24 protein-coding genes are annotated in these 21,645 nt (G+C 52.4%); 6 read left to right on the forward strand and 18 right to left on the reverse strand.

The genetic code is table 11. From position 1 onward, the window contains the following. Window positions 1-183: 183 nt before the first annotated feature. Window positions 184-1,290, reverse strand: a complete 1,107-nt coding sequence (locus I8J29_RS24395; protein ID WP_208850036.1) for a Gfo/Idh/MocA family protein — start codon at window positions 1,288-1,290, stop codon at window positions 184-186. Window positions 1,291-1,442: 152 nt separating this feature from the next. Beyond that, the gene (locus tag I8J29_RS24400) at window positions 1,443-2,015 is read right to left on the reverse strand and encodes a hypothetical protein (protein WP_208850037.1); all 573 of its coding nucleotides are present in this window, start codon (window positions 2,013-2,015) and stop codon (window positions 1,443-1,445) included. 446 nt (window positions 2,016-2,461) lie between these two features. On the opposite strand from I8J29_RS24400, the gene I8J29_RS24405 reads away from it, so the two are divergent. After that, on the forward strand, window positions 2,462-3,754 hold the full coding sequence (locus tag I8J29_RS24405) for an arsenic transporter (protein WP_276316332.1): 1,293 nt from the start codon (window positions 2,462-2,464) through the stop codon (window positions 3,752-3,754). A gap of 191 nt (window positions 3,755-3,945) precedes the next feature. Further along, a complete protein-coding gene (locus tag I8J29_RS24410; protein ID WP_208850038.1) occupies window positions 3,946-4,326 on the forward strand; it encodes a hypothetical protein in 381 nt (126 codons plus the stop codon). 258 nt (window positions 4,327-4,584) lie between these two features. On the opposite strand, the gene I8J29_RS24415 is transcribed toward I8J29_RS24410, so the two are convergent. Continuing rightward, complete coding sequence (locus I8J29_RS24415) at window positions 4,585-5,628, reverse strand: YheC/YheD family endospore coat-associated protein (protein ID WP_240546457.1); 1,044 nt, start codon at window positions 5,626-5,628, stop codon at window positions 4,585-4,587. Window positions 5,629-5,999: 371 nt separating this feature from the next. On the opposite strand from I8J29_RS24415, the gene I8J29_RS33945 reads away from it, so the two are divergent. Both I8J29_RS33945 and I8J29_RS33950 read left to right on the forward strand, forming a co-directional pair. Further along, the gene (locus I8J29_RS33945) at window positions 6,000-6,233 is read left to right on the forward strand and encodes a hypothetical protein (RefSeq protein WP_240546458.1); all 234 of its coding nucleotides are present in this window, start codon (window positions 6,000-6,002) and stop codon (window positions 6,231-6,233) included. Next, window positions 6,230-6,763, forward strand: coding sequence for a hypothetical protein (locus tag I8J29_RS33950; RefSeq protein ID WP_240546459.1), 534 nt, complete (start codon window positions 6,230-6,232; stop codon window positions 6,761-6,763). Before I8J29_RS33945 ends, I8J29_RS33950 begins: the two co-directional genes overlap by 4 nt. Before the next feature lie 764 nt (window positions 6,764-7,527). Here the strand turns inward: I8J29_RS33950 and I8J29_RS24425 are convergent. Together I8J29_RS24425 and I8J29_RS24430 are read right to left on the reverse strand one after the other, a co-directional pair. After that, complete coding sequence (locus tag I8J29_RS24425) at window positions 7,528-8,109, reverse strand: hypothetical protein (RefSeq protein WP_208850040.1); 582 nt, start codon at window positions 8,107-8,109, stop codon at window positions 7,528-7,530. A gap of 17 nt (window positions 8,110-8,126) precedes the next feature. Next, the gene (locus tag I8J29_RS24430; protein WP_208850041.1) at window positions 8,127-10,745 is read right to left on the reverse strand and encodes a lipase/acyltransferase domain-containing protein; all 2,619 of its coding nucleotides are present in this window, start codon (window positions 10,743-10,745) and stop codon (window positions 8,127-8,129) included. A 172-nt stretch (window positions 10,746-10,917) separates the two neighbouring features. On the opposite strand from I8J29_RS24430, the gene I8J29_RS24435 reads away from it, so the two are divergent. After that, a complete protein-coding gene (locus tag I8J29_RS24435) occupies window positions 10,918-11,250 on the forward strand; it encodes a hypothetical protein (protein ID WP_208850042.1) in 333 nt (110 codons plus the stop codon). Between the two features lie 80 nt (window positions 11,251-11,330). Here I8J29_RS24435 and I8J29_RS24440 read toward each other — a convergent pair whose 3' ends face one another. From I8J29_RS24440 to I8J29_RS24495, 12 genes are read right to left on the reverse strand one after another with little or no spacing between them, the layout of a single operon-like run. Beyond that, a complete protein-coding gene (locus I8J29_RS24440; protein WP_208850043.1) occupies window positions 11,331-12,260 on the reverse strand; it encodes a GH25 family lysozyme in 930 nt (309 codons plus the stop codon). Next, a complete protein-coding gene (locus I8J29_RS24445; protein WP_208850044.1) occupies window positions 12,238-12,750 on the reverse strand; it encodes a phage holin family protein in 513 nt (170 codons plus the stop codon). Before I8J29_RS24445 ends, I8J29_RS24440 begins: the two co-directional genes overlap by 23 nt. Before the next feature lie 46 nt (window positions 12,751-12,796). Then, window positions 12,797-13,075 carry a hypothetical protein gene (locus I8J29_RS24450; RefSeq protein WP_208850045.1) on the reverse strand — a complete coding sequence of 93 codons (279 nt, stop codon included), beginning with the start codon at window positions 13,073-13,075 and terminating at the stop codon, window positions 12,797-12,799. Between the two features lie 32 nt (window positions 13,076-13,107). After that, complete coding sequence (locus I8J29_RS24455) at window positions 13,108-13,476, reverse strand: hypothetical protein (protein WP_208850046.1); 369 nt, start codon at window positions 13,474-13,476, stop codon at window positions 13,108-13,110. 6 nt (window positions 13,477-13,482) lie between these two features. Beyond that, on the reverse strand, window positions 13,483-15,171 hold the full coding sequence (locus I8J29_RS24460; RefSeq protein WP_208850047.1) for a hypothetical protein: 1,689 nt from the start codon (window positions 15,169-15,171) through the stop codon (window positions 13,483-13,485). Window positions 15,172-15,189: 18 nt separating this feature from the next. Next, a complete protein-coding gene (locus I8J29_RS24465; protein WP_338113279.1) occupies window positions 15,190-15,717 on the reverse strand; it encodes a putative phage tail protein in 528 nt (175 codons plus the stop codon). Window position 15,718: 1 nt separating this feature from the next. After that, window positions 15,719-16,777: a baseplate J/gp47 family protein gene (locus tag I8J29_RS24470; protein WP_208850049.1), complete on the reverse strand. Its 1,059-nt coding sequence runs from the start codon at window positions 16,775-16,777 to the stop codon at window positions 15,719-15,721. Then, entirely contained in the window at window positions 16,761-17,219 is a 459-nt protein-coding gene (locus tag I8J29_RS24475; protein WP_208850050.1) for a DUF2634 domain-containing protein, read from the reverse strand. The genes I8J29_RS24470 and I8J29_RS24475 overlap by 17 nt, the downstream gene beginning before the upstream one ends. After that, window positions 17,216-17,476, reverse strand: a complete 261-nt coding sequence (locus I8J29_RS24480) for a DUF2577 family protein (protein WP_208850051.1) — start codon at window positions 17,474-17,476, stop codon at window positions 17,216-17,218. Before I8J29_RS24480 ends, I8J29_RS24475 begins: the two co-directional genes overlap by 4 nt. Next, window positions 17,473-18,462, reverse strand: a complete 990-nt coding sequence (locus I8J29_RS24485; protein WP_208850052.1) for an XkdQ/YqbQ family protein — start codon at window positions 18,460-18,462, stop codon at window positions 17,473-17,475. The genes I8J29_RS24480 and I8J29_RS24485 overlap by 4 nt, the downstream gene beginning before the upstream one ends. After that, on the reverse strand, window positions 18,463-18,897 hold the full coding sequence (locus I8J29_RS24490; protein WP_208850053.1) for a hypothetical protein: 435 nt from the start codon (window positions 18,895-18,897) through the stop codon (window positions 18,463-18,465). A gap of 12 nt (window positions 18,898-18,909) precedes the next feature. After that, window positions 18,910-20,976 (reverse strand): phage tail tape measure protein, encoded by a 2,067-nt coding sequence (locus tag I8J29_RS24495; protein ID WP_208850054.1) that lies wholly within the window; start codon window positions 20,974-20,976, stop codon window positions 18,910-18,912. Here I8J29_RS24495 and I8J29_RS24500 point away from each other — a divergent pair. Next, window positions 20,960-21,250: a hypothetical protein gene (locus I8J29_RS24500; protein WP_208850055.1), complete on the forward strand. Its 291-nt coding sequence runs from the start codon at window positions 20,960-20,962 to the stop codon at window positions 21,248-21,250. The two genes, I8J29_RS24495 and I8J29_RS24500, sit on opposite strands and share 17 nt — an antisense overlap. On the opposite strand, the gene I8J29_RS24505 is transcribed toward I8J29_RS24500, so the two are convergent. After that, on the reverse strand, window positions 21,247-21,639 hold the full coding sequence (locus I8J29_RS24505) for a hypothetical protein (RefSeq protein ID WP_208850056.1): 393 nt from the start codon (window positions 21,637-21,639) through the stop codon (window positions 21,247-21,249). The genes I8J29_RS24500 and I8J29_RS24505 overlap by 4 nt on opposite strands. Window positions 21,640-21,645 lie beyond the last annotated feature (6 nt).

The following is a 21,645-nucleotide window of genomic DNA, read 5'->3' on the forward strand; positions in this document are numbered from 1 at the left end:
ATCGCATTCACCTGGCCTATGCTTCCGATGTGGTGATTGCTGACGGCTTCGCCGATTATCGCATTCACCTGGCCTATGCTTCCGATGTGGTGATTGCTGACGGCTTCGCCGATTATCGCATTCACCTGGCCTATGCTTCCGATGTGGTGATTGCTGACGGCTTCGCCGATTATCGCATTCACCTTAATCCAACAAACCGTACTTCAAATGCAGCGGAAGCGCCGCCGGGCGTTCGCTGCGCGGCTCGACCTGGACGCGCCGGCCTTCCTTGGACGACGCCAGAATCGCGAGCTGCAGGTCCAGCACGTCGCTGGCCAGCGCGCCGCTGGCGCGGTGCGGGCGGCCCGTGCGGATGGCGTACGCCATGTCGGCGATGCCGATGCCGCGGCTGTTCTCCGCGAAGCCGTGCGAATACGGGAACGCATGCGTCTCGCCGTTGCGCTGCTGAATCGTGACGGCACCGTTGAACGCGTTCGGGTCCGGCACGATCAGAATGCCTTCCGTGCCGTAAATCTCCAGCCGCGGCGTATAGCCGAAGCTTTCCTTGGCGGCCTGCAGCGTCGCCGTGACGCCGCTTTCAAAATCGATCAGCGCGCTCGCGTGCATCGGCGCGCCGATCGGCACCGTCTCGCCGAACCGCGGCGAGCGCGGATTGGTGACGGTATGCTCCGGTTTCACCTGGCCGACGGAACCGCTGACGCCCCGCGCCGGGCCGAGCAGGTGAATGAAAGCGGTTAAATAATAAGGCGTCATATCGAACAGCGGGTCCCACCCGAACTGCAGGTAATTATGAAAATTCGGATGCATGCCGTCGTATGCGTTGCCCATGAGAATCAGGCCGCTTGCCGCGTAAGGCGTACCGATCCAGCCGTCGTCGATGACCTTCCGGCTCGTCTGCAAGCCCGCGCCCAAGAACGTGTCCGGCGCGCAGCCGACGCGCAGCCCCTTCTCCTCCGCCAGCGCCAATACGCGGTCCGCGTCCTCGCGATTCATCGCGAACGGCTTCTCCGTGTACGCATGCTTGCCCGCGTTCAAGATCTGCAGGTTCACGTCCGCGTGCACCTGCGGCGCCGTCAAATTGACGACGATCTCGATCTCCGGGTCGTCCAGCAATTCCTGAACGGTGCAAGCTTTCGGAATGCCGTATTCCTCCGCGCGCTTGCGCGCCATCTCCGGCACCAGGTCCGCGACCGCGGCGACCTCGAGGTTGCCGAACGTTTTCGTGCAGTTTTCCAGATAGATGCCGCTGATGACGCCGCAGCCGATGACGCCGATTTTCGTCTTCTGCATTACCCTCACCTTTCATCTGCGTATTCGTATTACCTATTCCGCCTCCGTTCGCGTATTCCTCCCCGCGGCGCGAAAGTCTTTTGCCGAAACCTGCCGACCCCTTGCCGCGTTTCGTCTCGAAGAGCCGCATGCGTCTGACCCGCGCGCGATCGTTACGTCTTCGCGTACGCGTAAGCGACGATTCCGTCATACTCGACGACCAAGCCTTGCGCGTACCACGGCTCCGTCTCTTCGTTGCTCAGCGTGAAGGAAAATTGCCGGTCGCCCTGCCCGGCCGCGATCACGTCGATGTCGAGCTTCCGCCCGTTTCGGTCGTAGATTTGCCATAACGGCGCCTGAGCGTAGTAATGATAGCCGCCGCCTTCCTCGAACACCTGGTTGGACAAGAACATGCCCGCCGAACGGTCCATAGCCGGTCGAATCGAGACGGTAAACGTCATGCCCCCGTTCAGGAACGCCGTGCGTTCGAGAACAAAGGCCGTCTGCCGCGATTCCGCCAGCCGAATCCCCCACGCTTTCGCTTCGCGCATCCACGCCGGCTCGAGCGTCAGGCGAATCGGCACGGACCGCTGCACCAGGTCTAATTCGTAGCCCTGCCGGTTCACGACTTGCCGGTATACGCCGTCATCCGCGTGACGGCGATCATGCAACGCCAACGCCGCCGCGCAGCCCAGCAGGATGATGCAAGCGCCTAATGCCATTGCGACGGCGAATTTTCTTTTCATTTGCGAACGCCTACTTTCTTCGGGATCGATTGAGCCCCCCTATAAGCAGGAGCACGGCGCCGACGGCCGCCGCGACGAACAGAACCCCGACCGCGCTTACCCCGGACATCGCCATCCTCTCCTTCCTGCACGTTCATACGCGCCGCGAGCCGCGATCGTTGCTATTCGCTTCCGAATTCCGGCTTTCGGCCTATGAAGATACTCTCGAAGATACTCTCGAAGATACTCTCGAAGATACTCTAATAGAGGCGATAGATCGTGATTTACTTCCAGGAACGAACGTGTATAATACAACTTGTCGAATTTGTGCGAACATGCCGGATTTGTCCGGGAACGATGCGGCCGGACGCCGGACGGGCATGCGGATTGAACCGGGTACCGGCGGCCGGTCCGCACGAATCGATACGTTGCATTTTATCGGGCTGCTGCTCATTTCGGGAGGCTTTATGCTGGCACTTGCTTCGCTTATTTTCATCGTTACCCTCGTCTTCGTCATCTGGCAGCCGAAGGGACTGAACATCGGATGGTCCGCCTGCGGCGGAGCGGTCATCGCCCTGCTATGCGGCGTCGTGGATGTCCATGACGTCTGGACCGTCACGCAAATCGTCTGGAACGCGACGCTCACGTTCGTCGCCGTCATCTTGATCTCGCTGATCTTGGACGAGGCCGGCTTCTTTGAATGGGCGGCGCTGCACATGGCCCGGGCGGCCAAAGGGAACGGCAAGCGCATGTTCGTCTACGTCGTCCTCCTCGGGGCGGCGGTCTCGGCGTTCTTCGCGAACGACGGGGCGGCGCTTATCCTGACGCCGATCGTGCTGGCCATGGTCCGGGCGCTGAAGTTCGACGAACGGCTTATCCTCCCTTTCGTGATGGCCAGCGGTTTCATATCGGATACCGCGTCGACGCCGCTCGTCGTCAGCAACCTCGTGAATATCGTGTCGGCCGATTATTTCGGCATCGGCTTCGCCGAGTACGCGGGCAAAATGATCGTGCCGACCTTGTTCTCCGTCGCCGCCAGCCTGGTGATGTTGTTTCAACTGTACGGACGAAGCATTCCTGCCCGCTACGAGCTGACGCAGCTCAGACCGCCGAAAGAAGCCATCAAGGACATGCGGTTGTTCAAGGCGTCGTGGATTATTCTGGCGGTGCTGCTGATCGCTTACCTGTCGAGCGAATGGCTCGGCGTCCCGGTCTGCCTGATCGCGGGCGCGGCGGCGGCCGTCTTCCTGCAGCTTGCCCGCCGGAGCCGCGTCATTCACACCCGGAAGCTCGTCAAAGAAGCGCCGTGGGCCGTCGTCGCGTTCTCCATCGGAATGTACGTCGTCGTGTACGGGCTCCGCAACGTGGGCTTGACGGACGAGCTCGGCAAGCTGTTCGACTGGGCCGGCGAACAGGGGCTGTTCGCGGCGACGATCGCCTCCGGGTTCATGGCGGCCATCCTCTCTTCCGTCATGAACAATTTGCCGACCGTCATGATCGACGCGCTGGCCATCGAAGGCGCGCACCCGACGGGGATCATCCGCGAGGCCCTGATCTATGCGAATGTCATCGGGTCCGACCTCGGTCCGAAGATCACCCCGATCGGGTCGCTCGCGACCTTGCTGTGGCTGCACGTGCTGTCCGGCAAGGGCGTGAAGATCACCTGGGGCGCATATTTCAAAACGGGCATCGTGCTGACGCTCCCGGTCCTGTTCCTTACGCTGGCCGGCCTGTACCTCTGGCTGAAGCTCGTCGGATAACCGGGCGGCAAGCAACCGGAGGATGACTTTATAACAAAGAACGTCAATCGACCAAACGGGGCCGAAATCGGCCCCGTTTTTTTGCGCTGCCATGATGCCGGATAGCCGCTCTTTCATGGGGCCTTGTCCAATCACGCGAGAACCGTATTTCATAGAATAGAGCATGTCGGACAACAAAGGAGGGGAAATCCATGCCTGCATATTCGACAGGCGTCGTGACCAATACCCGCGACATCGGCACGGCCGCTACCACGATCGTGTTGAACGTCAGCAATATCGATCCTACGGCGACGTCCGTGACGGTCAAAATCGTGGCTTCGGTCGACTCGGATTTCTTTTATACGGCTTACGTGTCCGGATTTGTCGTCCCTGCCGGCGGCTACGAGGTCATGACGTTCAACATTGCCGGCAACGTGGCCTACGAAGTGCAAGTGTCCACGTTATCGTCCAGCCAAGGTCCGTTCGCCCTCGTGTCGGTTTACGGTCTCGATGAATTCGGCAATCTGGTGGCCAATCAACGCTTTGCGCCGGAAGAGCTGAGCAGCATTCCCGCAATCGACCTGGGTGCTTAAGAAAGAATGAAAAGGCTGCCGAATTCAAAGAGACTGCCGGTTCGGCAGCGTCTTTTTTCCGGGCGCCGTTGCGGAGACAGTGAAATGAATCTACGCTCAACGCGAGGATTCCGAGGCACGGAAAATAAAGACGGGGTCCAAAAGCCCCCGTCTTCCTTGCTATGACTTTGATGCTAAACAGGTGGTCCCCAAAAATAGCATCCTGTTGCACTGGACCGACCCCTATCTCCTGTAACGAAAGCAATCGAAAAAAACCTATTATCTCGCAATTCGAGACAGAAAATAAGCATATTCCAATGGCCTAATATAGATCAGATTTTTGAATGTAAACCCAGTAAGCTCTTTGTATAGATCTTTTTGAGGTTTTCCGTTAAGTTCAATAATCCATAGCTTCCTTTGTTCATCCAACACAAAATCAACACTCAGTTCGCCCAATGAACCTAGATGCGTTTCTGCGTCTTTTGCAGCTTGCACGCTTACCTCAACCAGAGAGCGGAAAATGTCTTTCATTTTATCCGGCGAAAAAAATCGCGGAAGAATGTCTGCAGCATCATAAATGGTATCGCACATGCTCGTATTATAATATTTCTTATACGCGACTCTACATGTTTTGGCGGTCACCATCCATTCTCCGAGAAAGCCTTTTTGAACAAGAACCCGAATATCAAAAAACTGATGATCAAGCTGACTCGAGCGAACCCCCTGCTGAACCACGTAATTTTTTTGGCCGAAACGTTCATCCAATTTTTCCTGAATGCTTTCATGCCTTCTGCAAATATATTTTGGCGTCAAGGTGTGCAAGGCGATATGAACGTCTCCATTTTCCTTTAACTCCACCCGATGCACGGATTCCCCCTTAGATCCGTATGCAGGCTTCAGGTAAACGACCTTATATTTCTCTAGCAGCTCCGATACATTCGTTTCGTCATATAAAAATGTGTCCGGTACATAGGATTTAAGATCCGACTGTTTAAACTGGTTATAGAGCTCCCATTTATTAAAAAAATTGATGTGGTTAAAGCATTTGTTCCTGCCGATCGCCTTCTCAAGACGGTGAATGGTCGTCCCTTTTTTGTTGTAACAACGATTATAGACGACCTGAGGGAAAGGGACCACACTTTGTTTCCAAATGCCCTTTTTCAGACTAAGACCGATAATCCGCTTTTCTTTCCAAAGGATATCTGCCGGAGTAAAGGCGAAAAGTTTCATATTCAGATGATTGTAACGTTGTAATAGCTTTAAAATTCCTTTTCTACTGCTTCTGCGACTTACAAGTATACCAACAGATGAGCGCTTTTCCAATCCCGTCACTCCCCGGCTGTCAATCTCTCTATTGTCATATGCCGATAGAGACACAATGGAAGGGAGAAATAACATAGACCAATAGAAAATCAGCGAATATAGCACTCTATTAGCCTATTTTAAGATTACTAGGTAATTGCTGTGTTTCTATGAGTAGGCTTTTAATATGCTGGATTAGTTTAATAAACAAGGAGCTGACAGAATGGGTAGATGTAAATGTCCGCCTGGACCTCCAGGACCGGAAGGACCTCAAGGCCCTCCAGGACCAATAGCGGAAGGACCGCAATTGCTGCAAGGCCTTGCGGGAGCAATCGGAGCAGCAGGGCCTGCCGGACTTGCGGGAGCACTTGGGCCGGCTGGATTAGCGGGACTTGCGGGAGCAATCGGAGCAGCAGGGCCCGCTGGACTTGCGGGACTTGCAGGAGCGCTTGGAGAAGTTGGCCCCGCTGGACTTGCGGGACTTGCGGGAGCGCTTGGAGCAGCTGGATTGGCAGGAGCAACAGGACCGGCAGGACCGGCAGGACCGGCAGGACCAGTTGGAGCAGTTGGACCAACAGGCGCAGTTGGCCCCCAAGGTCCGTCAGGACCAGCAGGGGGAGGATTGATTCCATTTTCAACGGGAATTATCCTTAGCGGCGCAGCAGTTGTATCGGCCTCCCCGATATTGATGGGTTTTGGCAGCAGCACGGTTGAAGTGATTGATGGTTCTGGAGAATCGACCATGCCGCCCGAAGCGGGTGGGTTTGCGTTCCCCATTCCTTTTGCGGGTACGGTTCAAAATTTGCAAATCAGCGCAGATCTATTGGTTGCCTCCGTAGTTTCCATCAATACGCTCGGACTGCAATATGATTTTACCGTATTCCGTTCACCGTCTGCTCCTAACAATGGGATCGACCATCTCTCTTCGCCTTACCTGACAACTCCGTTAACAAGTTCGGTCAGATTCGGGTTTCCGAATAATATCGTTACAGCGGGTACCTTCCGATCCGCGACGAATATTAATTTGGGCTCTCTAGTAGTTGCGCCTGGCGACCGTATCGGTATTCGTGTAAGGACGCTTGCTTCGACGGATCCTTCGGCAGCAGACATCACCCAGCTCTCTTTTAGCGCCAGTCTCTCTTATACTCCTTTTTAATAGCCGCGTTTTACTGCTTTACGCCGTCTCTGCCCATTAACTTCATGATGCTGCCGATGTATTTTCGGCAGCTTCTTTGTTATCTTTTGACAGTGCGGGCACTCTATTTTAATCTATAACCGGTTCCAAAAATCGTCTCTATGAATCTCTTTGCTATACTATATGTTTGTTTTAAACCATGGTGACCAAATTTATCCCAAAGAAACAATAAAAGCTTAGCTGGCTTTTGATTCAGAGACCTCACCATAGAGAAGAGCTACCTTCGACCCGAAGCCGTTGCACGCTTAGCGCGTTACGCGCGTCGTCCGGATTACGGAAGCGTATAGTGATTTCCAGTTTCATACCCGGACAGCACGCGTTGAGAACATGACGCATGGCTAAAAATCAGAACCTGCCCTTCAATGTGCCGAAAATCGGTTTGAGGTTATATCCGCGGAGTTGACAAAAAAGCATGTCTATTGGTAAGGCAAACCTCGTTAAATCACTCACGATGCTCACCAAATAAAAAACGGGGCCCAAGAGGCCCCGTTTTCCTTGCTATTGCTGAGTTTTGGCCAGCGGCTTACATCATGCCGCCCATGTTGGATCCATTCCCACAGCATTTCTGTTCTGTTTTATTTCCTGAAGAAAAGCTTGGATATAGAATGATTAGGTGAATAGTAATCCATTATGTTTCGAACTTAACCGCATAATATGTGGGGATTACCGTGAGGTTTTATAACTTTGTGAGTATTCTTTGCTGGATGCTGCTCCTGAAATAAAACTTAATGATAATGATCATTATTATTAAAATTATTATGTTTATAACCAACTAACTCTAAAAATAATCCTTCAGGTAGTTCATCCTTGTGTTGAGCCAGTTCGTCAAGTTGACTTTCTGAAAGACCTCTAATTCCTATTCGTCCGACTGGTTTACCTTTTGAAATGTACAATCTCATCTCAATCATGTTTTCATTTAAAAAGCCAAATTGATTTGTCCACTGAATAAACTCTTTCTTTTTGGTATTGATTAATTCTTCTTCGGATTTTTCACGCTTATCATCCGTAACGGATTTTCTCCAGGCCGATACACCAATAATTACGAATATGGATAAAGGAAAGACTGTTAAAAACATTATAGGGATAAGTAATTTTTGCTTATCAAAATTTTGTAACACAATAATTATGCCATAAATAAACGATGATAAACCCCAAAAAAAGGGGACTACTCTCGTTATTATTATTTTCGAAAATAAACTCGGGTTGATTGGAAAGCTCATTTTCCAACTTTTTAATCGAATAACGAAAAAGGCGATTGCATACCAAAATATTAATAATCCGACTTGGATTAAGAACCATCTCAGCATACAATCACCTTCTTCACTTAATTATTATTTTCTTCTTCCTCATCCAATTCCTTCATAATCAGACTAATCTCACGAAGGGCTGGAGTTGTATTTCGTGCATCAGTAATAATTAACTTAAATTTGTATTGAAGAAACATCGCGCCAACCGTGAATTCCCCATAAAATATTCCATCCTTATTTATTAACGGAGCAAGCTGTGTATCAGAAACATTCCCTGCTCTAAGCGGATGTAATCTTGCCCGTGGAGCTGTATGTTGGATACGCTCGTTTGTTCTTTCTGTAAGCAACTCGAAACTAAACGTGCAGCTTTGTCCAACCTCAAGTACTTCGGTAGGCGGTTTCACAAAATAAAGTGCATATTTTTCAGCATACATAACGTCAACCTGAATCCAAGAAGCATCTAGGCGGATTCCTTTTACGTCGTCGGGTGCAACTGTTCCATAATCAGTTTTTTGTGTAACTCGAGAGATGAAACTAGGAGTAAAGAGTATGATGTCAAATTCATTGTTATGGAATAGATTATGCCATACAGTTTCTGGTGTTACAATTGAAGGGTTCTCACCCCACATCAAGCCAGGAATACTTCTTAGGGATAATTTAACTGATTTTGGCTGTTCTTCGTTCCCAAATTCGTTTTTTGAATAAAATTGGATTTCCAAGAATTCCTTTGGGTCGATATCCACTCTTCCCCACTCAATAAAGTCAGTTTCTCCAATTCCTATGGGTTTCCATTCATTTTCATGCCTTCCCATTATCCTATAGTAAGTCGATGCTCTAGACCCGAGTGTCTGCGTTTCGAAACTCAACTCAAGTACATCCGGTTTTACTATTGCAAGTAGGCGCGTTTCAGGAAGTATGCTGTCAATATTAAAAATCGTATTTACTGGCTTTACAGGTCGCCCATAAATATCTTTCGCAAATGCTCTAAGAGTATGCTCTCCAGGCAATAAACTGAGGTGCCGGTTTTCTTCTGAGTATTGTACAGGTGGATTGTCATCAACAACAAAATATAAATCATCAATATCAGAGCTATCTGCTTTTATGTCCACAACAACATCACCCGAGAACACCAGACGATGTGAGGATTTCTTTTCACCTCTAGCTGGGTTAACTTTAATTTTCAACTTTGAAAGGGAGGGAAGTTGTTGGGTTAGTGTAGTCATCGGAAGATCCTGTAATCTAAAGCCTAATTCTTCTTGATTGCTCTTCACTAATTTCGCTTCTTCTAAACTTCTTCTTACAGGAATCGTTATTGTAGCTGCTTCTCCTTTTGTTACAGGTAATGGTTCAAACTTTATCTCTCTAGAGACATCAGGGTCAAAATAATCAACAGAAATATCCGCTATACCTGTTTGATACGAATTTACTTTTACAGTCACATCTTCATTTACACTTTCCGGAAAGAATACATATTTCGACTCACCAATCCCATAATACAACACGCCGGTTTCATTAAGAAATGGGCTAACTTGCTCAATGCTTGAATCAAACTCGCCCGCCAAATATTTTCCATCCTGATCCAGAATTGTTGTATCAACGGGGCACTTAATCTTCGCCATAAACCCATTATTCAAGTTTTCTGATACGCGATCCAATAAAGCTTCAGGTTTTTCACCTGTCTTGTTTGAAATTGACCACTTAATAAATTCAATGACGTCATGATTTGATGCCATTTCATGATGTTGCGCAGAAATATAGAAGACATTAGCTACGTGACTTGGATATGCGCTAAATACGGGAACGACACCATCGCCGTTTTTAAAAATTACATCCTTTTTAAATAAAATTCTTTCAATGACAGGAAGACCGGATGTAGGTTGTTCAGGCACTTGATATATAGTTGGGAATGAAGTACCAATTAAACAATCATGAATAATATTATCTGGAATAGGCTTTAGCATTGAATCGTGTACTGGCTTAATATATGTGTTGTACACATCTAAAGGATCGCATCCAGATTCTATATATTGTTTCTGAATGCTTTGCAAGGCGTTTATATAAAGTGAGTCCTCTTCTTTATCATTTGATATAAATTTACCATCCTCATGAGCAAAATAAGCCTCACTCGGTAGCAATTGGTATACGGATGGGAACTGTCTTGCTAACCATTGCGAATCCTTATCAGTAAATAAGTTATGTAAATGATATAGTTTTGGAAAAATGCCAGGTTCCCCATAGGTTAATGCCTTATATGCATCAGCAGAACCAAGCCAAGGTGTACCCAATGTTACAAATCTTTCTATATTTTCACTTAGTCCGAGTTCATCTAATGCAAGAATTGCTAGTTTTGCGAGCATGCCACCCATACTATGGGCAACCAATGTAATTGGACCATAGTCATTGGCGAGCTCAATTATTTTAGCTTTTAACCTATCAATATGTCTTCGAATATCATGACGCCAATCATAAGTAAAAAAAGTCAACTCATCTGGCCCGAATGCATCTAGAACCCCTTTATAAACCTCTACTGTTTGTATTTGAAATGCATTGACAATTCTAATGGGATTTCCAAAGCTTAATTCATTATGAATGGACAAACTTGTAATATCCCCTGGATTTTTAGGAAACCATACTTTTCTGTCCTTCTCAAATAACTCGGTTCCTTTTATGCCTGGTACAAATAAAATCTGTGCCATTGCGACTCCACACTCCAAATCTGCAGATTCATAATCTAGTACTATACTCCCTGATTATGGATTAGATAGCAATTGGAACATATATTCCTATCCCAATTAACTTAATTGATTTGAATTAGGAACAAATGTTCGCATATAATATAGAAAACAAATCTGCTGAGGATGATGAATTTTGAATGGATTTGATCCCATCATTGCTTTAAATGTTCGGATTGCACTGCTTGCAGCTTTGGAAAGTGCTGAGGAATTCGTTGAAGAGACAAAAGGCCTTACCCAAGCAATCGGTAAGATCGTTGGAAAGTGTATTCTTTTTGAGTTGGAGAAGTCCAAACAGATTATGAAGGAAAACAAAATGTGGGCTGATGATACGCCTATCAGGGGATATCGGTATCGGTACTTGCTTCAAGGGAGACGCGGAGAACATGAAGTATCGGAGGCAGAAATAAATTTACATCTGGGAATTGTTCAACGAACATTGGAGCACAAAATAAGTAATCGCAAGTAACTCAACTAAAAAAAAGAGAAGGATACAAAATAGCTCCCGCATCACTCATCGAAGTGAGGAATGATACGGGAGCTATTTTATTATTTGTACAGGTAAACTTTTTGTGTCATTCCATCCCACGACACTTGGCCGCCTAGGAGTTCCGCAACTGAACGAATGCCGACGTAGGTTCGACCATCAATCAACTGGAATGCGGCGACCGCCTTGCCGTCAACGTAAGGCTTTGCTTCTAAGGCGCTCCATTCGACATTCGCACCGAGTGCCTTGCCGAGATCCCGCAAAGGAAGAAAGACGTGGCTGTCGAGCATTCGGCCATACGAAAGAAGCTTGTCGTTAACGACGACCTTAATCGTATCTTCGGCGGTCGGTTGTGGGATTCCGGGAATTCCGGCATATTTATCAAAAAATGCCTTCTCCATGGCATTAATATCGACGTTGCCTTTAATGCCATCAACCTCCCCCGACGATGTGTATTGAAATGCCACCCATTGCGACCAGATGCTATTAGCCATTGGTGTCGTCGCGCCATAATGAGCGATCCAAAGCGACCATTTCCCGAGCGCATTACCGAGATAGGTGCGAGCAAAGCTTCCGCCCGAATAGATCATCGCCGAATGCCCCGTCAAACGTTCGACCTCCTGGAGCCATGCCACGCACCATGTGGTCAACGCCTCCGCGCCGATCTTCGAAGCCTGCCCTTCGACGTCCAGCGCATGCGGAAAGTCCGCCTTGATGTCTTTGACCACGTTCGCAAAATGCGCGGCCTCCGTAACTGCGCTATTAAGCTCTGGATGGGCGTAATGATAGAAACCTGTCTCGAGCCCCGCCGCGGCCGCTCCAAACGCGTTAGCAGGGAAGGCGAGGTCTTTACTAGCCCCGCCCTCCGTCGCCTTGATAAACGCGCCTGCAACGCCTCCGGCCTTGACCATTTTCCAGTCGATTGGTCCTTGATCGTTTTGATGGTGCGAAACATCGATCACTTTGACATTACTTGCCGATCTTGCTTGCATCTTCGCTTCCCCCTTGATTTGGATTGGTCGTCTTCAGACGTCCTGTCGCTCGCTGAATTTTTTGTTCCAGTTCGCTGCGTACCCACTTAAGGACGGGCTCAATGATCCAGTCCGGGAAGTAGTCCGCCCACCCCGCACGCAAAGCGTTTGCGGTCATGCTCTGTAGCGTGTGGTACAGGACGCCGAACGAGAAGATCCCGAAAATAATGCCATCCGCACCAAGCACTTGGTCCAACAGATGGCCGCCGGCGGGAAGCAGTAAAATGAAAAAGGTCCGGAACAAGCCGTCAAGTCCGTACTTGCTGGCGTACGTCATGTCTTTCTTTGCGGCCCGCGTGCCGGAAAGCCAGTCCATTGCGATGAAGAACACCAGCGCGACCACGATCGTTGTGACCGCTCGCCCCGTCCCATACAAGAATTCAAATGTCGGCACGCCAAGCGCGCCGACAAAAGCAGCCAAGCCATTTTGGATTTTAATCACCGATTCCATCCCCTCAAATTTTATAAGGCCCCGATTTCGGGGCCTCTCCGTCTCTTTATTCTGCGGTTTGCGCTTGTGGACGACGCGGCATGTCCGGATTCAGGTTTAAGATTTCCGCATGCTGATCCAGCGTAATCGTCCCCGCAAGCAGGGCGTCGTCGATCGTCTCCACATACAAGCCCGATGGCTGGAGCGCACCACCAACCTCCAGCGTGCCGGCGGCATACGCTTTGACGTCCGGCTGGTAGCTGGCCGGTGCCGTGGATAGCTGCCGGGTTTGGTCCAAGAAAATCGCCTTGCTGTACTGCTTCACGATGCTGAAAATGGTTGTCATGATGGTAATCTCCTTTTTCGTAGGCGCTCCGCTTAGGCGGGCAATGACGTTGCGACGGTTTCGAACAAATCAAGCAGCGCCTGCGTGGTATCGGCGCTGGCTTGCTCCAGTTCACTGACTTTCGTCTCGGTATCGTCCAGTCGTTCGGACAGCTTTGCTACTGGATCTGGTAGCGGAGGAGGCGGTTGATATGTCCCGGGGTCTTCCCTCGGATAATCGATGGACACTCCCAAAGCGTAGCAATCGGCGAAGTATTGCGCCTCTTCCTGTGTCATGAGCACGAAGCCGCTGCGGAACGGATTATGCTCGGCACTCATGCTGACGTCTTCACCGGTGACCACAAAGCCCCATCCGCCGTTCTCCAGCTGGTAGACCTCGATCGATGGCGCTTGTTTTGGCATCGTTTCTTACCTCCTCGCATAAATGGCGTCAGCCGTGAGAGTAGGGCTGCTGTAAAACCAGGCGCCAGCTTGTCCGCCGCCGACCATGACACAAGAGCCGTCGTCGAAGCTTACCCATCGCTGGTCTGTGGAGCCTAGGGTCAGGGCGTTGCTCACAAAGGTGATATTCTGCTTCATGATCGTAACCGGCTCGACGCCCCGCAGGTCGAAGCGTACGAGGCCGACCTGCGTATATCGGTAGACGAACGGGCCGCCGGCATACAGCAGCTCGGAATAGTTGATCGCGGTCGTCCCGCCGTCTGGCGGTGCTGCCAGGACGACCGGCAAGAACTGGTTCGCGGCGATACTGAACGCGACGTCCGACGCATTTGGCTGGACGGTGTCGTTCCGCAAGTAAACCCGGTCGCCGCCGTAGTACTGCATGTCGGAGATATGCGCGCCGCTGAATTGCTGGGTCCGCAGCGTCGTCCAGGTGTTCGTGGAAATGGTGTATTTCAGCATGGAGAACTCGTTATTTACGCCCGTACCGATGACCGCATAGATCGTGTTGCTGTCGATCATGCAAATCCGCATATCCGGGCTCGTGTAGATGCCGGATGGGTACGCGCGGACGGTCCACTGGTTGTTGGTCAGGTCCAGGTATCCGAACGTGTTCTTCGTGTTCCCCAGCTGCAGGTACATCTTGGTTCCAACTATGCAACCGTGGAGGTACCCGCCTGGAGCAGCAGGAAGAACGGCATTCATGACTGTAACGGACCCATTCGTCTTGTCCAGGCGCTGAATCGACGTACTGCCCGGCTGGAGCAAGTACGCGTACCGTACGCGGTCACTGACTAACAGGAAGTTGCTATTCCCGCCAGCAGTCAGCACTTGGGTCAGGCTGCCTACGTTGAAGTTGATATTCGGGCCGCGGGCCGCCGTCAGAGCCTTGACCTGGTTTTGCAGGTAGTTCAGCCGGGCGAAGATGCTAACGCCGGGGCCGGGGTCAGCGCCGGTTTCGTCCGGGTCACCGATGTAGGTCGGCAGATTCGCCGTGCTGTTCCCCAAACTCTTCAACCAACCGAAGATTGTCGTCACGCCTGCGCTGTCCGTGTTCGCCCCAATCAGGTCCGTCTTGCCCTTGATCGCGGCGTCCGTGGTGACGATCTGCGCCAAACGGGCCATGATAGAGCCCGATCCATTCGCGGCGTCTCCGTTAGATCCAAGAAGCCCGACGATCTGGGCGAAGCGCGCGAAGGCTGTCGATGTCCCAGAGGCGTCCGAATTCGCGCCGAGCAGATTGGAGAGGGATACCAGGCGCGAGAAAAGCGTTAGCGGGCCGGCGGTGTCGGAGCTTAGGCCGATACGCTGCGCGTAGGTCTCCGTGTTCTTTAGATGAGCGAAGAGCGTCGGTGCGTTGGGCGCATCCCCGTTTGTTCCGACTCCCGTCTTCACTGTGCCGAGGTCGGCTTCCAACGTGTCGACCGCCGCATAATTTCGCGCGAGCTGCGCAAACACGCTTGCGGCCCCCGCCGCATCTGTTGTGTTGCCAACCTTCGCGGCCAGTGTAAGCAGCTGGTTTAAAATCTCAGCCGTATCCGTCCCCGCAGCTGCGACTTGATCGATCGCCATGGCCAGCGCGTTCATATCTCGTGGCACATCCGCATACATGGATTCTTCAATAAGCGGCAAACCAAGATTCGGTGTCGTACTCACGTGCATTCTCCTTTCAAGCTAAAGATTCGCCGTCTTTAATTCGCCATAGGTGTAGCTGCTCAATTGCGCGTAGGTAAAGCTCTGCAGCTGCTCATAGCGGTTGTAGAGGAAAACGTACACGATCGCGAGGTGGGCCGGCTTAATTTGTTCCAGCGCGGCTTTCACATCGTCCATGCTGCCCGGTACCCCGAGCAGGTCGTTGAACACGATGGCGATCGTCCCATTGGCGAACGAAACGTCGGCGCTGCCATGTGTCCAGCTCGATACGACGAGCTTGATCAGCAGCACATCCACTTTGCCCGCGCCGCGCATCTTCGATTTAATTACGGAGCGCCGATCAAGCAGCGATTTCGAAAGGTCCGTCTTAATGCCGAGGTCCTTCTCGTAAATCACAAGCCCCCATGTTGCCGTGTCAATGTTCAACTGGGCTTCAAAATCCGTGAAGGAAGTATCGATTTGATCGGCCTCGCCGCCAATGGACGCGCAGAGTTCGTTCATGAACGGATCTTGACGCACCAGCTTGTGCAGCTGCCGGAGTAGTTTCACGCTATGCAAGGATAACCCCTCCGACGATCGCGACATGCTTCCCCGGAATGGCGATGTTAGTGGTGCCACCGTTAAGCTGCAGACCGGCATAATCCTCCACACCTTCGCTATTTAAGACCGCCTCGCCGACTTTCGCATAGGACACGTAATCGGCCTTCAGGGCGATGCTCTTCAAATAACTTCCCACGGACGATTGCATATGCTGGATGACATCCGCGTCCGTATAACCCGGCTCTTTTTGGACCTGGACCGTGATATTGACGGGCAACCCTTCCGCGCTGATGACGTAACAGTGCGCTCCTATGGGAGCCTGCCCGTTCCCAAGCCCTTCGCTGTTCGGGTCGATGTACGCTTGCACTTGAGCAATCAACGTTTCGCTCGCCGGCTGCTTGTTCTGGTCGATGATGACGACCTCCACGGTGTTCACCCCGCGCGCCAGCGGATACACATCCACATCCCCGACGCCGCTGATTTCCTTTGCCCATTGCAGATAGTGGAAGACGTTGCCGCTCGTGACCGGCATCTGCATGGCAATGTAATACCGTTCGCGGAGGCTTTCGTCAGATTCGGCCTCAAACCCGTCGTGCGTCGGCGCGCTGTTGTTGACGCCCGTAATGCCCGTCAGCGTGACCGGCATTTGCGTGATTTGATTGGCGGGCACATTCCCGATCGCCCCCGCCGCCGCGCAGCGAACGGGAACCGCGCCGGTGCCGACAACGGCCACGGTTGCGGTCGCCGCGAACTGAATGCCGCTTTTTGTTTCGAATAGGTCCCCGATGCTCACGGTGCCATTACCGGCGGCTTGCACGATGCCGATCGCAAACGTGGACGGCGTTCTGGTAATCCCTTTCCGCTGGAACACAAAGGCGGCCAGCAAATCGCCGATCAGGTTATCGACATCGAGCAGCAGCGCCGAATCGCGCTGACGCTGCTCGAGCTCGCCTAACTGGATCGCAACCGAACTGAGCAGATCGTAAACCAGGTACCCCGGCGTTTTATCGTAGCTGTCGCCTACGGCGTCAAGCAGGCGCTGCAAAAGGCTGTCAGAAGGCTCGGCCATCGATTACCATTCTCCTTTCCATGGTTACAGTTAGTCCCCGCAAGGTTTGCACCTGTAAGGACAAGACCGCTTCGTTCTCCGCCCGCGTGACCATCGCATTGTCAATGCCCGTGATTTCCGGATGGAGCAGCACCTTTTCTTCCAGCTGGCGCCTCAGTTCCGAGTTGATGACGCCAATCGGAATGTCACGCCGGCCGATAAAGTGCTTGAACTGCATGCCGAATCCCGTGTCCGTGTAGATCGGGTATTGGTCAGGCTCGGTAATGAGCAGCATCATCACCCATTGATAGATCGCCTGCTCATGGCTCGCTTCGACCGGCTTGCCGTCCTGCAGGACGAAGCGCCGGGTTTCGAAGTCAAATAAAAACACGCGGCCAAGCGGCGCGGCGCCTGACTGCGTGTTCGGTCCTACGGGAAGTAACGTCACGTTCGGAAACATCATCTGCCCACCTTATCCATGACATAATAGATTTGCCCGCCTTCAGAAGGCAGCACGATCACCACGTCCCCGGCCTGCAGCTCGAGCTCGTACAGCCGGCTGGCGACGATCAAATCCGCCGTATCCAGGATGATGTCATCGGTCAGTGACAAGCTCATTTCTGGCAGCGGCGAGATGACCGTGGCGAGCGCCACCCCGGAAGGCGGCTTATTGTCCCGCTCTTTCAAGAGGCGAGCGACGCCAACCGCCCAGGGCTTCATGCTGTCGCCTCCAATTCCACGCTTACTTTGTGAATGCCGCCGGCAACGGAATGGCTGGCGCTGGTAATCAAGTAGCGGCCCACAATCCCCGTAATCGGTTCGTTAAAATCCATCATTCGGCCGGCTTTGATGTCATCGTGGCCAGGCAAGGTCAGCGAACAGCTTTCGTGGACCCGGTTCGCTTCGGCCAGCGCTGTCTTCGCGATCTGGCGGGCCTGCGCGGCGTTTTTGCCCTCCAAGGTAACGACTTGCGTCAATTGGCCATAACGGACCACGCTGGCGCTGTCTGCTGCCTCCGCGAACACCTTAACGGACTCTTCGTCCTCACTGGCGACGAGGACCTTGTTCTTCATGTCCTCGATGCTCGTCGAACGTGATGATTCGGATATGAGGGCGGAAACCGGGATCAGCGGGGAACGATCGCTTAGGCGGATCATGGGCTTAATCAGCAGGCCCGCCCGCGAGCGCACCGTCAGCGTATCGCCGTTCATCTCCATGTAATACGCTGTCCCCGTCTCTTGCTTCGCCTGATCCAGCAAATCGGTAAGGATTTCGCTCACGACGTCGCCCTTATAAATCTTGGTGACCAACGTCTTGATGCTGACGATATCGTGCTTGATGCCGAACTTTTCGCAGAGCTTGGCGATTGCACTGCTCACGCTGATCTTCTTGAACTGGATCACCGTTTCGTTTTTGTTCAAGTACCAGGCGAAATCATAACAGGTGACGTTTTTCCCGAATCGGCCGGTCGGTTCTGATCCCGTCACGACGTACTGTCGAAGCAGCGTATGTCCATTCAGCAGGGCAATGACGTCCCCTTCTTGGATAAATGTCCGCGAGGGGAAGCCCGCCGCATCATTGGCGGCGTAGCTGAAGCTCAGCTCTTCTCCCAAGGTGTCCATATGACTGGACCAGGCTATATTTCCGGCCAGCTCGGTAAAGTCGAGCAGACGGCCGCCGCGGGTCACTGCGAGCCGGTGTGCCATCTACCTAACCTCCCTCACCGACGGGATGACGAATTCTTTCAGTTCTAGCGTATAAGGAATGTCCCCTGCCCGATCCACCCCATAGGTGAAGTTTTCAATGAGGCAGGCCATGTTCAGCACTTCAAGCCCCTCTTTCGTGGTCACGATAATCCGGATCGGCTGCCGGCTGCTCTTCCAGCGATTAATGATGTTTACGCATCGCCAGCCGATAATGCTTGCCGAAACGAACGAATACTTCCGGACCGGGAAGATGGAAGCCAGCGAAACCGCCTTCAGCCCCCGAAGGCCGGGAAGATTCAGCTTGCCCACGCCGCTTGCGCCGCCAATGACATCGAATTCCTCATTCCCGCCCGGGATCGGAAGGGAAAATTCCGAGGGCGGCATCGGCAGCGTCAGCACTTCGGCCATGTTGTTCATGCTCAGTACCACATTCACGCGTTTCCCTCCCTACATGTTTGCAAGCGCGAGCTTGATTTCCTGATGAAACAAGCTGCCCAGTTCGTCCAGAAATTGCGCATTGCCAATGACATTCCCTTGGATGGTGATCTGGACCTTCACCCCGCCACGGCTGCTTTCGATCATCTTTTCCGACTTGTCAGCCGGGATGACCTGCGAGCCATTCGGCAGGTTGATGATTTCGCCGCCGCGCTCGTTGACCTGCGCCAGGCCGCCTTGGAAATAGCTCGTGCCGAGCGCAAACGTCGAGATTTTAGGGATATTGATCCCGAAGGACTTGCCGCCGAACTTCGGCACCCAATCCGGAATCGTGACCTTGATACCGTTAACCTGGTCGATGAGTGTATTCACCATCGAAATGATGCCGTTGATCGGCGCCTTCGCATAGGTTTTCATCAGGCCGAACGTCCCTTTGAACACTTCCACGATGCCATCCCAAGCACCCTTCCAATCTCCCTTAAACACAGATTTGAAGAAGGTGATGATCCCGCCAAAGATCATCTTGACGTTCGCGACCGCATCGCGGAAGCTTTGCACAATGCTCTGCCCGAGCGGAAAGCTTTCGAGCCAGGCCGCGACCTTCGAAACCGCGCCGGTGATGGTGGTCTGAATCGTTCCCCAGATATCGGAGATGTTCGCGCCGAGTTTCTGCGCCCACGCAATCACCTTGTCCCAGTTCTTGTAGAGCAGGACCCCAGCGGCGACAGCCAGCCCAATCCCGATCGCAATCAGGCCGAACGGGTTCGCGCTCATGACAGTTTTGAAAATCACCTGCACAAGCGTCAGTTCTTTCGTCACCTTCTTGTACGCGTCCAGCATTTTAACGAGCTTGTTCACAGACTGTTGCGCGACAAACGCGGCAGTGAGACCGCCTATAACCGGAATGAGCCAGTTCGCGTTGTCTTTCGCCCAGGACAGTCCGTCCGCGAAATCGGCAATCAAGGACGATCCGAGCGCAAACGCCTGATTGATGCCGGCTTCGATTTCCCCGGAATGGGAGCTGAACCATTGCCCAAATTCGCTCAGCTTCGGCAGCAGTTTTTTCGTAATGGGGACCATGACGGACATTTCGAGCTGACGCCCGATGCCGGTAAACGCCTCAGACGCGCTGTTATACTTGATCTTGTTGATGCCGTCCATGGTGGTCTTCGTCATTTCAAACTTCTTGTCCGCGGTCCCCAGCGCGGCAATGACGTCCTTCTCCATGTCCTCGAACTGTGTGCCAAACAGCGCGACGCCGATCGTGTTCTTCTTGACGGGATCCTTGATCGACGAGATAGACTGTACGATTTGCTTGAACGCTTTCTGCGCGGCCGGGCCGCCTTTTGCGAACGTCTCCGACATCTTGGTTCCATTGAAGCCGAGCGCTTTAAACGCCTGCAGCGACGACTTGGACATGTCCTTGGAGCGAATTTCGAATTCTTTGACCGCATCGCCGACCTTGTCGAGGTTGAACGCGCCTTTCTCGAGGCCCGCCCCGAAAATGTCGAACATTTGGTTAGCGCCGAAGCCGAGGTTCTTGAAATACACGCTGTATTCATTGGCCGTGTCCAGCAGCTCGCCGGACTTGTTGAGCCCCTTCTGCGCCCCTTGGGCGAGCAGGTTATACGCCTGCGTGGACGAGATGCCGAAGTTCTTCATCATGGTATCCGCGACTTTCACGGAATCCGCAACTTCCTCCCCGAATACATCCCGGTAGGTCACGGCCAGCGCCGTCGTTTTCTTCAGCTCGTCCCCGACTTGCCCCGTCACCTGTTTCGTGGTGGTCATGGAGGAAACTAAATCCTTGAAGCTTTCGCCGAGCCCCTTCTTGTACAGGTCCGACGCGCTTTTCTCCATGTTGGCCAGTTCTTGCGCGCTTGCGCCCGTTGCGGCTTGGAAATCGGACATCGTGGCCGAGTAGTCCTTTACGAAATCGATACTGCCTTTCACGGTCTCGATCGCCGCATGAATGCCAAGGAAGGCGGTTGTGGTCACCGCCGCTTTCTTGACGACACTCGAGAAGCTGGAGACGGCCGAGGACTTGAAGTGCTGGACATTGTTGTCCAGCAGCTTCATCGCCCGTGCCTGCTTCTTGGTTTCCTCGCCCGTCCGCCGCATCGGGCCGGAGAACTTGTCCTTCAAGTTGAGAATCGTATTAATTACTTTCTTTGCCAATCCTTCACCCCCCGGCAAGTTGCTTCAGCAGGGCCGCTTCCGCCTCGCGATACTGGTTCATCCAGTGGAAATAGACGGTCTTTTCCATTGGCGTGAGATTGACCAGCCGTTCGTGATCGTGTCCCCGAACGACAAAGAAACCGATCATCGTCAGCTCAGCATCGCCGTCAATTAGTTTTTTACGCCTTTCGCCGCCTCTTCCGGCTTGGCGTAGCCGCCTAGCATCATCGCTCTACCAGCCAATTCGTTGATTTCGTACGGTTCAAGCAGCCTAGCGACGATTTCGAGGTTATCTTTGACTTCGTATGCCGCCAGCAGCTCCGGATCGCGGAACAGCGGAATGGAATTGTAGACGACATACGTATTCGAATAGACGTTATCGGCGGTATCGCCTTGCATATCGATCGCCTTATAGACAACCTCCCTGGCCGGCGCTTGCATCGTCGTGGTTCCGCCCAAGCTGTCGATATAGACTTCCTCCGAGCGGTTTACCCGCTCCGCTTTCGCTGCTTTCGCCGCGATCAGATCCCCTAGTGTCAATTTCGTGTCCCGATGTTGTCCCATGATTCA

It is taken from the genome of Paenibacillus artemisiicola, from assembly GCF_017652985.1.
Classification (GTDB): domain Bacteria; phylum Bacillota; class Bacilli; order Paenibacillales; family Paenibacillaceae; genus Paenibacillus_Z; species Paenibacillus_Z artemisiicola.

Excerpts from the sequence above, each read along its gene's own strand:
- I8J29_RS24450 (WP_208850045.1), bottom strand. The coding sequence starts at position 13,075 with ATGACAACCATTTTCAGCATCGTGAAGCAGTACAGCAAGGCGATTTTC.
- I8J29_RS24410 (WP_208850038.1), top strand. The coding sequence starts at position 3,946 with ATGCCTGCATATTCGACAGGCGTCGTGACCAATACCCGCGACATCGGC.
- I8J29_RS24485 (WP_208850052.1), bottom strand. The coding sequence starts at position 18,462 with ATGGCACACCGGCTCGCAGTGACCCGCGGCGGCCGTCTGCTCGACTTT.
- I8J29_RS24400 (WP_208850037.1), bottom strand. The coding sequence starts at position 2,015 with ATGAAAAGAAAATTCGCCGTCGCAATGGCATTAGGCGCTTGCATCATC.
- I8J29_RS24475 (WP_208850050.1), bottom strand. The coding sequence starts at position 17,219 with ATGATGTTTCCGAACGTGACGTTACTTCCCGTAGGACCGAACACGCAG.
- I8J29_RS24405 (WP_276316332.1), top strand. The coding sequence starts at position 2,462 with ATGCTGGCACTTGCTTCGCTTATTTTCATCGTTACCCTCGTCTTCGTC.
- I8J29_RS24505 (WP_208850056.1), bottom strand. The coding sequence starts at position 21,639 with ATGGGACAACATCGGGACACGAAATTGACACTAGGGGATCTGATCGCG.
- I8J29_RS24440 (WP_208850043.1), bottom strand. The coding sequence starts at position 12,260 with ATGCAAGCAAGATCGGCAAGTAATGTCAAAGTGATCGATGTTTCGCAC.
- I8J29_RS24455 (WP_208850046.1), bottom strand. The coding sequence starts at position 13,476 with ATGCCAAAACAAGCGCCATCGATCGAGGTCTACCAGCTGGAGAACGGC.
- I8J29_RS24445 (WP_208850044.1), bottom strand. The coding sequence starts at position 12,750 with ATGGAATCGGTGATTAAAATCCAAAATGGCTTGGCTGCTTTTGTCGGC.
- I8J29_RS24470 (WP_208850049.1), bottom strand. The coding sequence starts at position 16,777 with ATGGCCGAGCCTTCTGACAGCCTTTTGCAGCGCCTGCTTGACGCCGTA.
- I8J29_RS24495 (WP_208850054.1), bottom strand. The coding sequence starts at position 20,976 with ATGAAGCTGCTGGACAACAATGTCCAGCACTTCAAGTCCTCGGCCGTC.
- I8J29_RS24425 (WP_208850040.1), bottom strand. The coding sequence starts at position 8,109 with ATGCTGAGATGGTTCTTAATCCAAGTCGGATTATTAATATTTTGGTAT.
- I8J29_RS24430 (WP_208850041.1), bottom strand. The coding sequence starts at position 10,745 with ATGGCACAGATTTTATTTGTACCAGGCATAAAAGGAACCGAGTTATTT.
- I8J29_RS24395 (WP_208850036.1), bottom strand. The coding sequence starts at position 1,290 with ATGCAGAAGACGAAAATCGGCGTCATCGGCTGCGGCGTCATCAGCGGC.
- I8J29_RS24480 (WP_208850051.1), bottom strand. The coding sequence starts at position 17,476 with ATGAAGCCCTGGGCGGTTGGCGTCGCTCGCCTCTTGAAAGAGCGGGAC.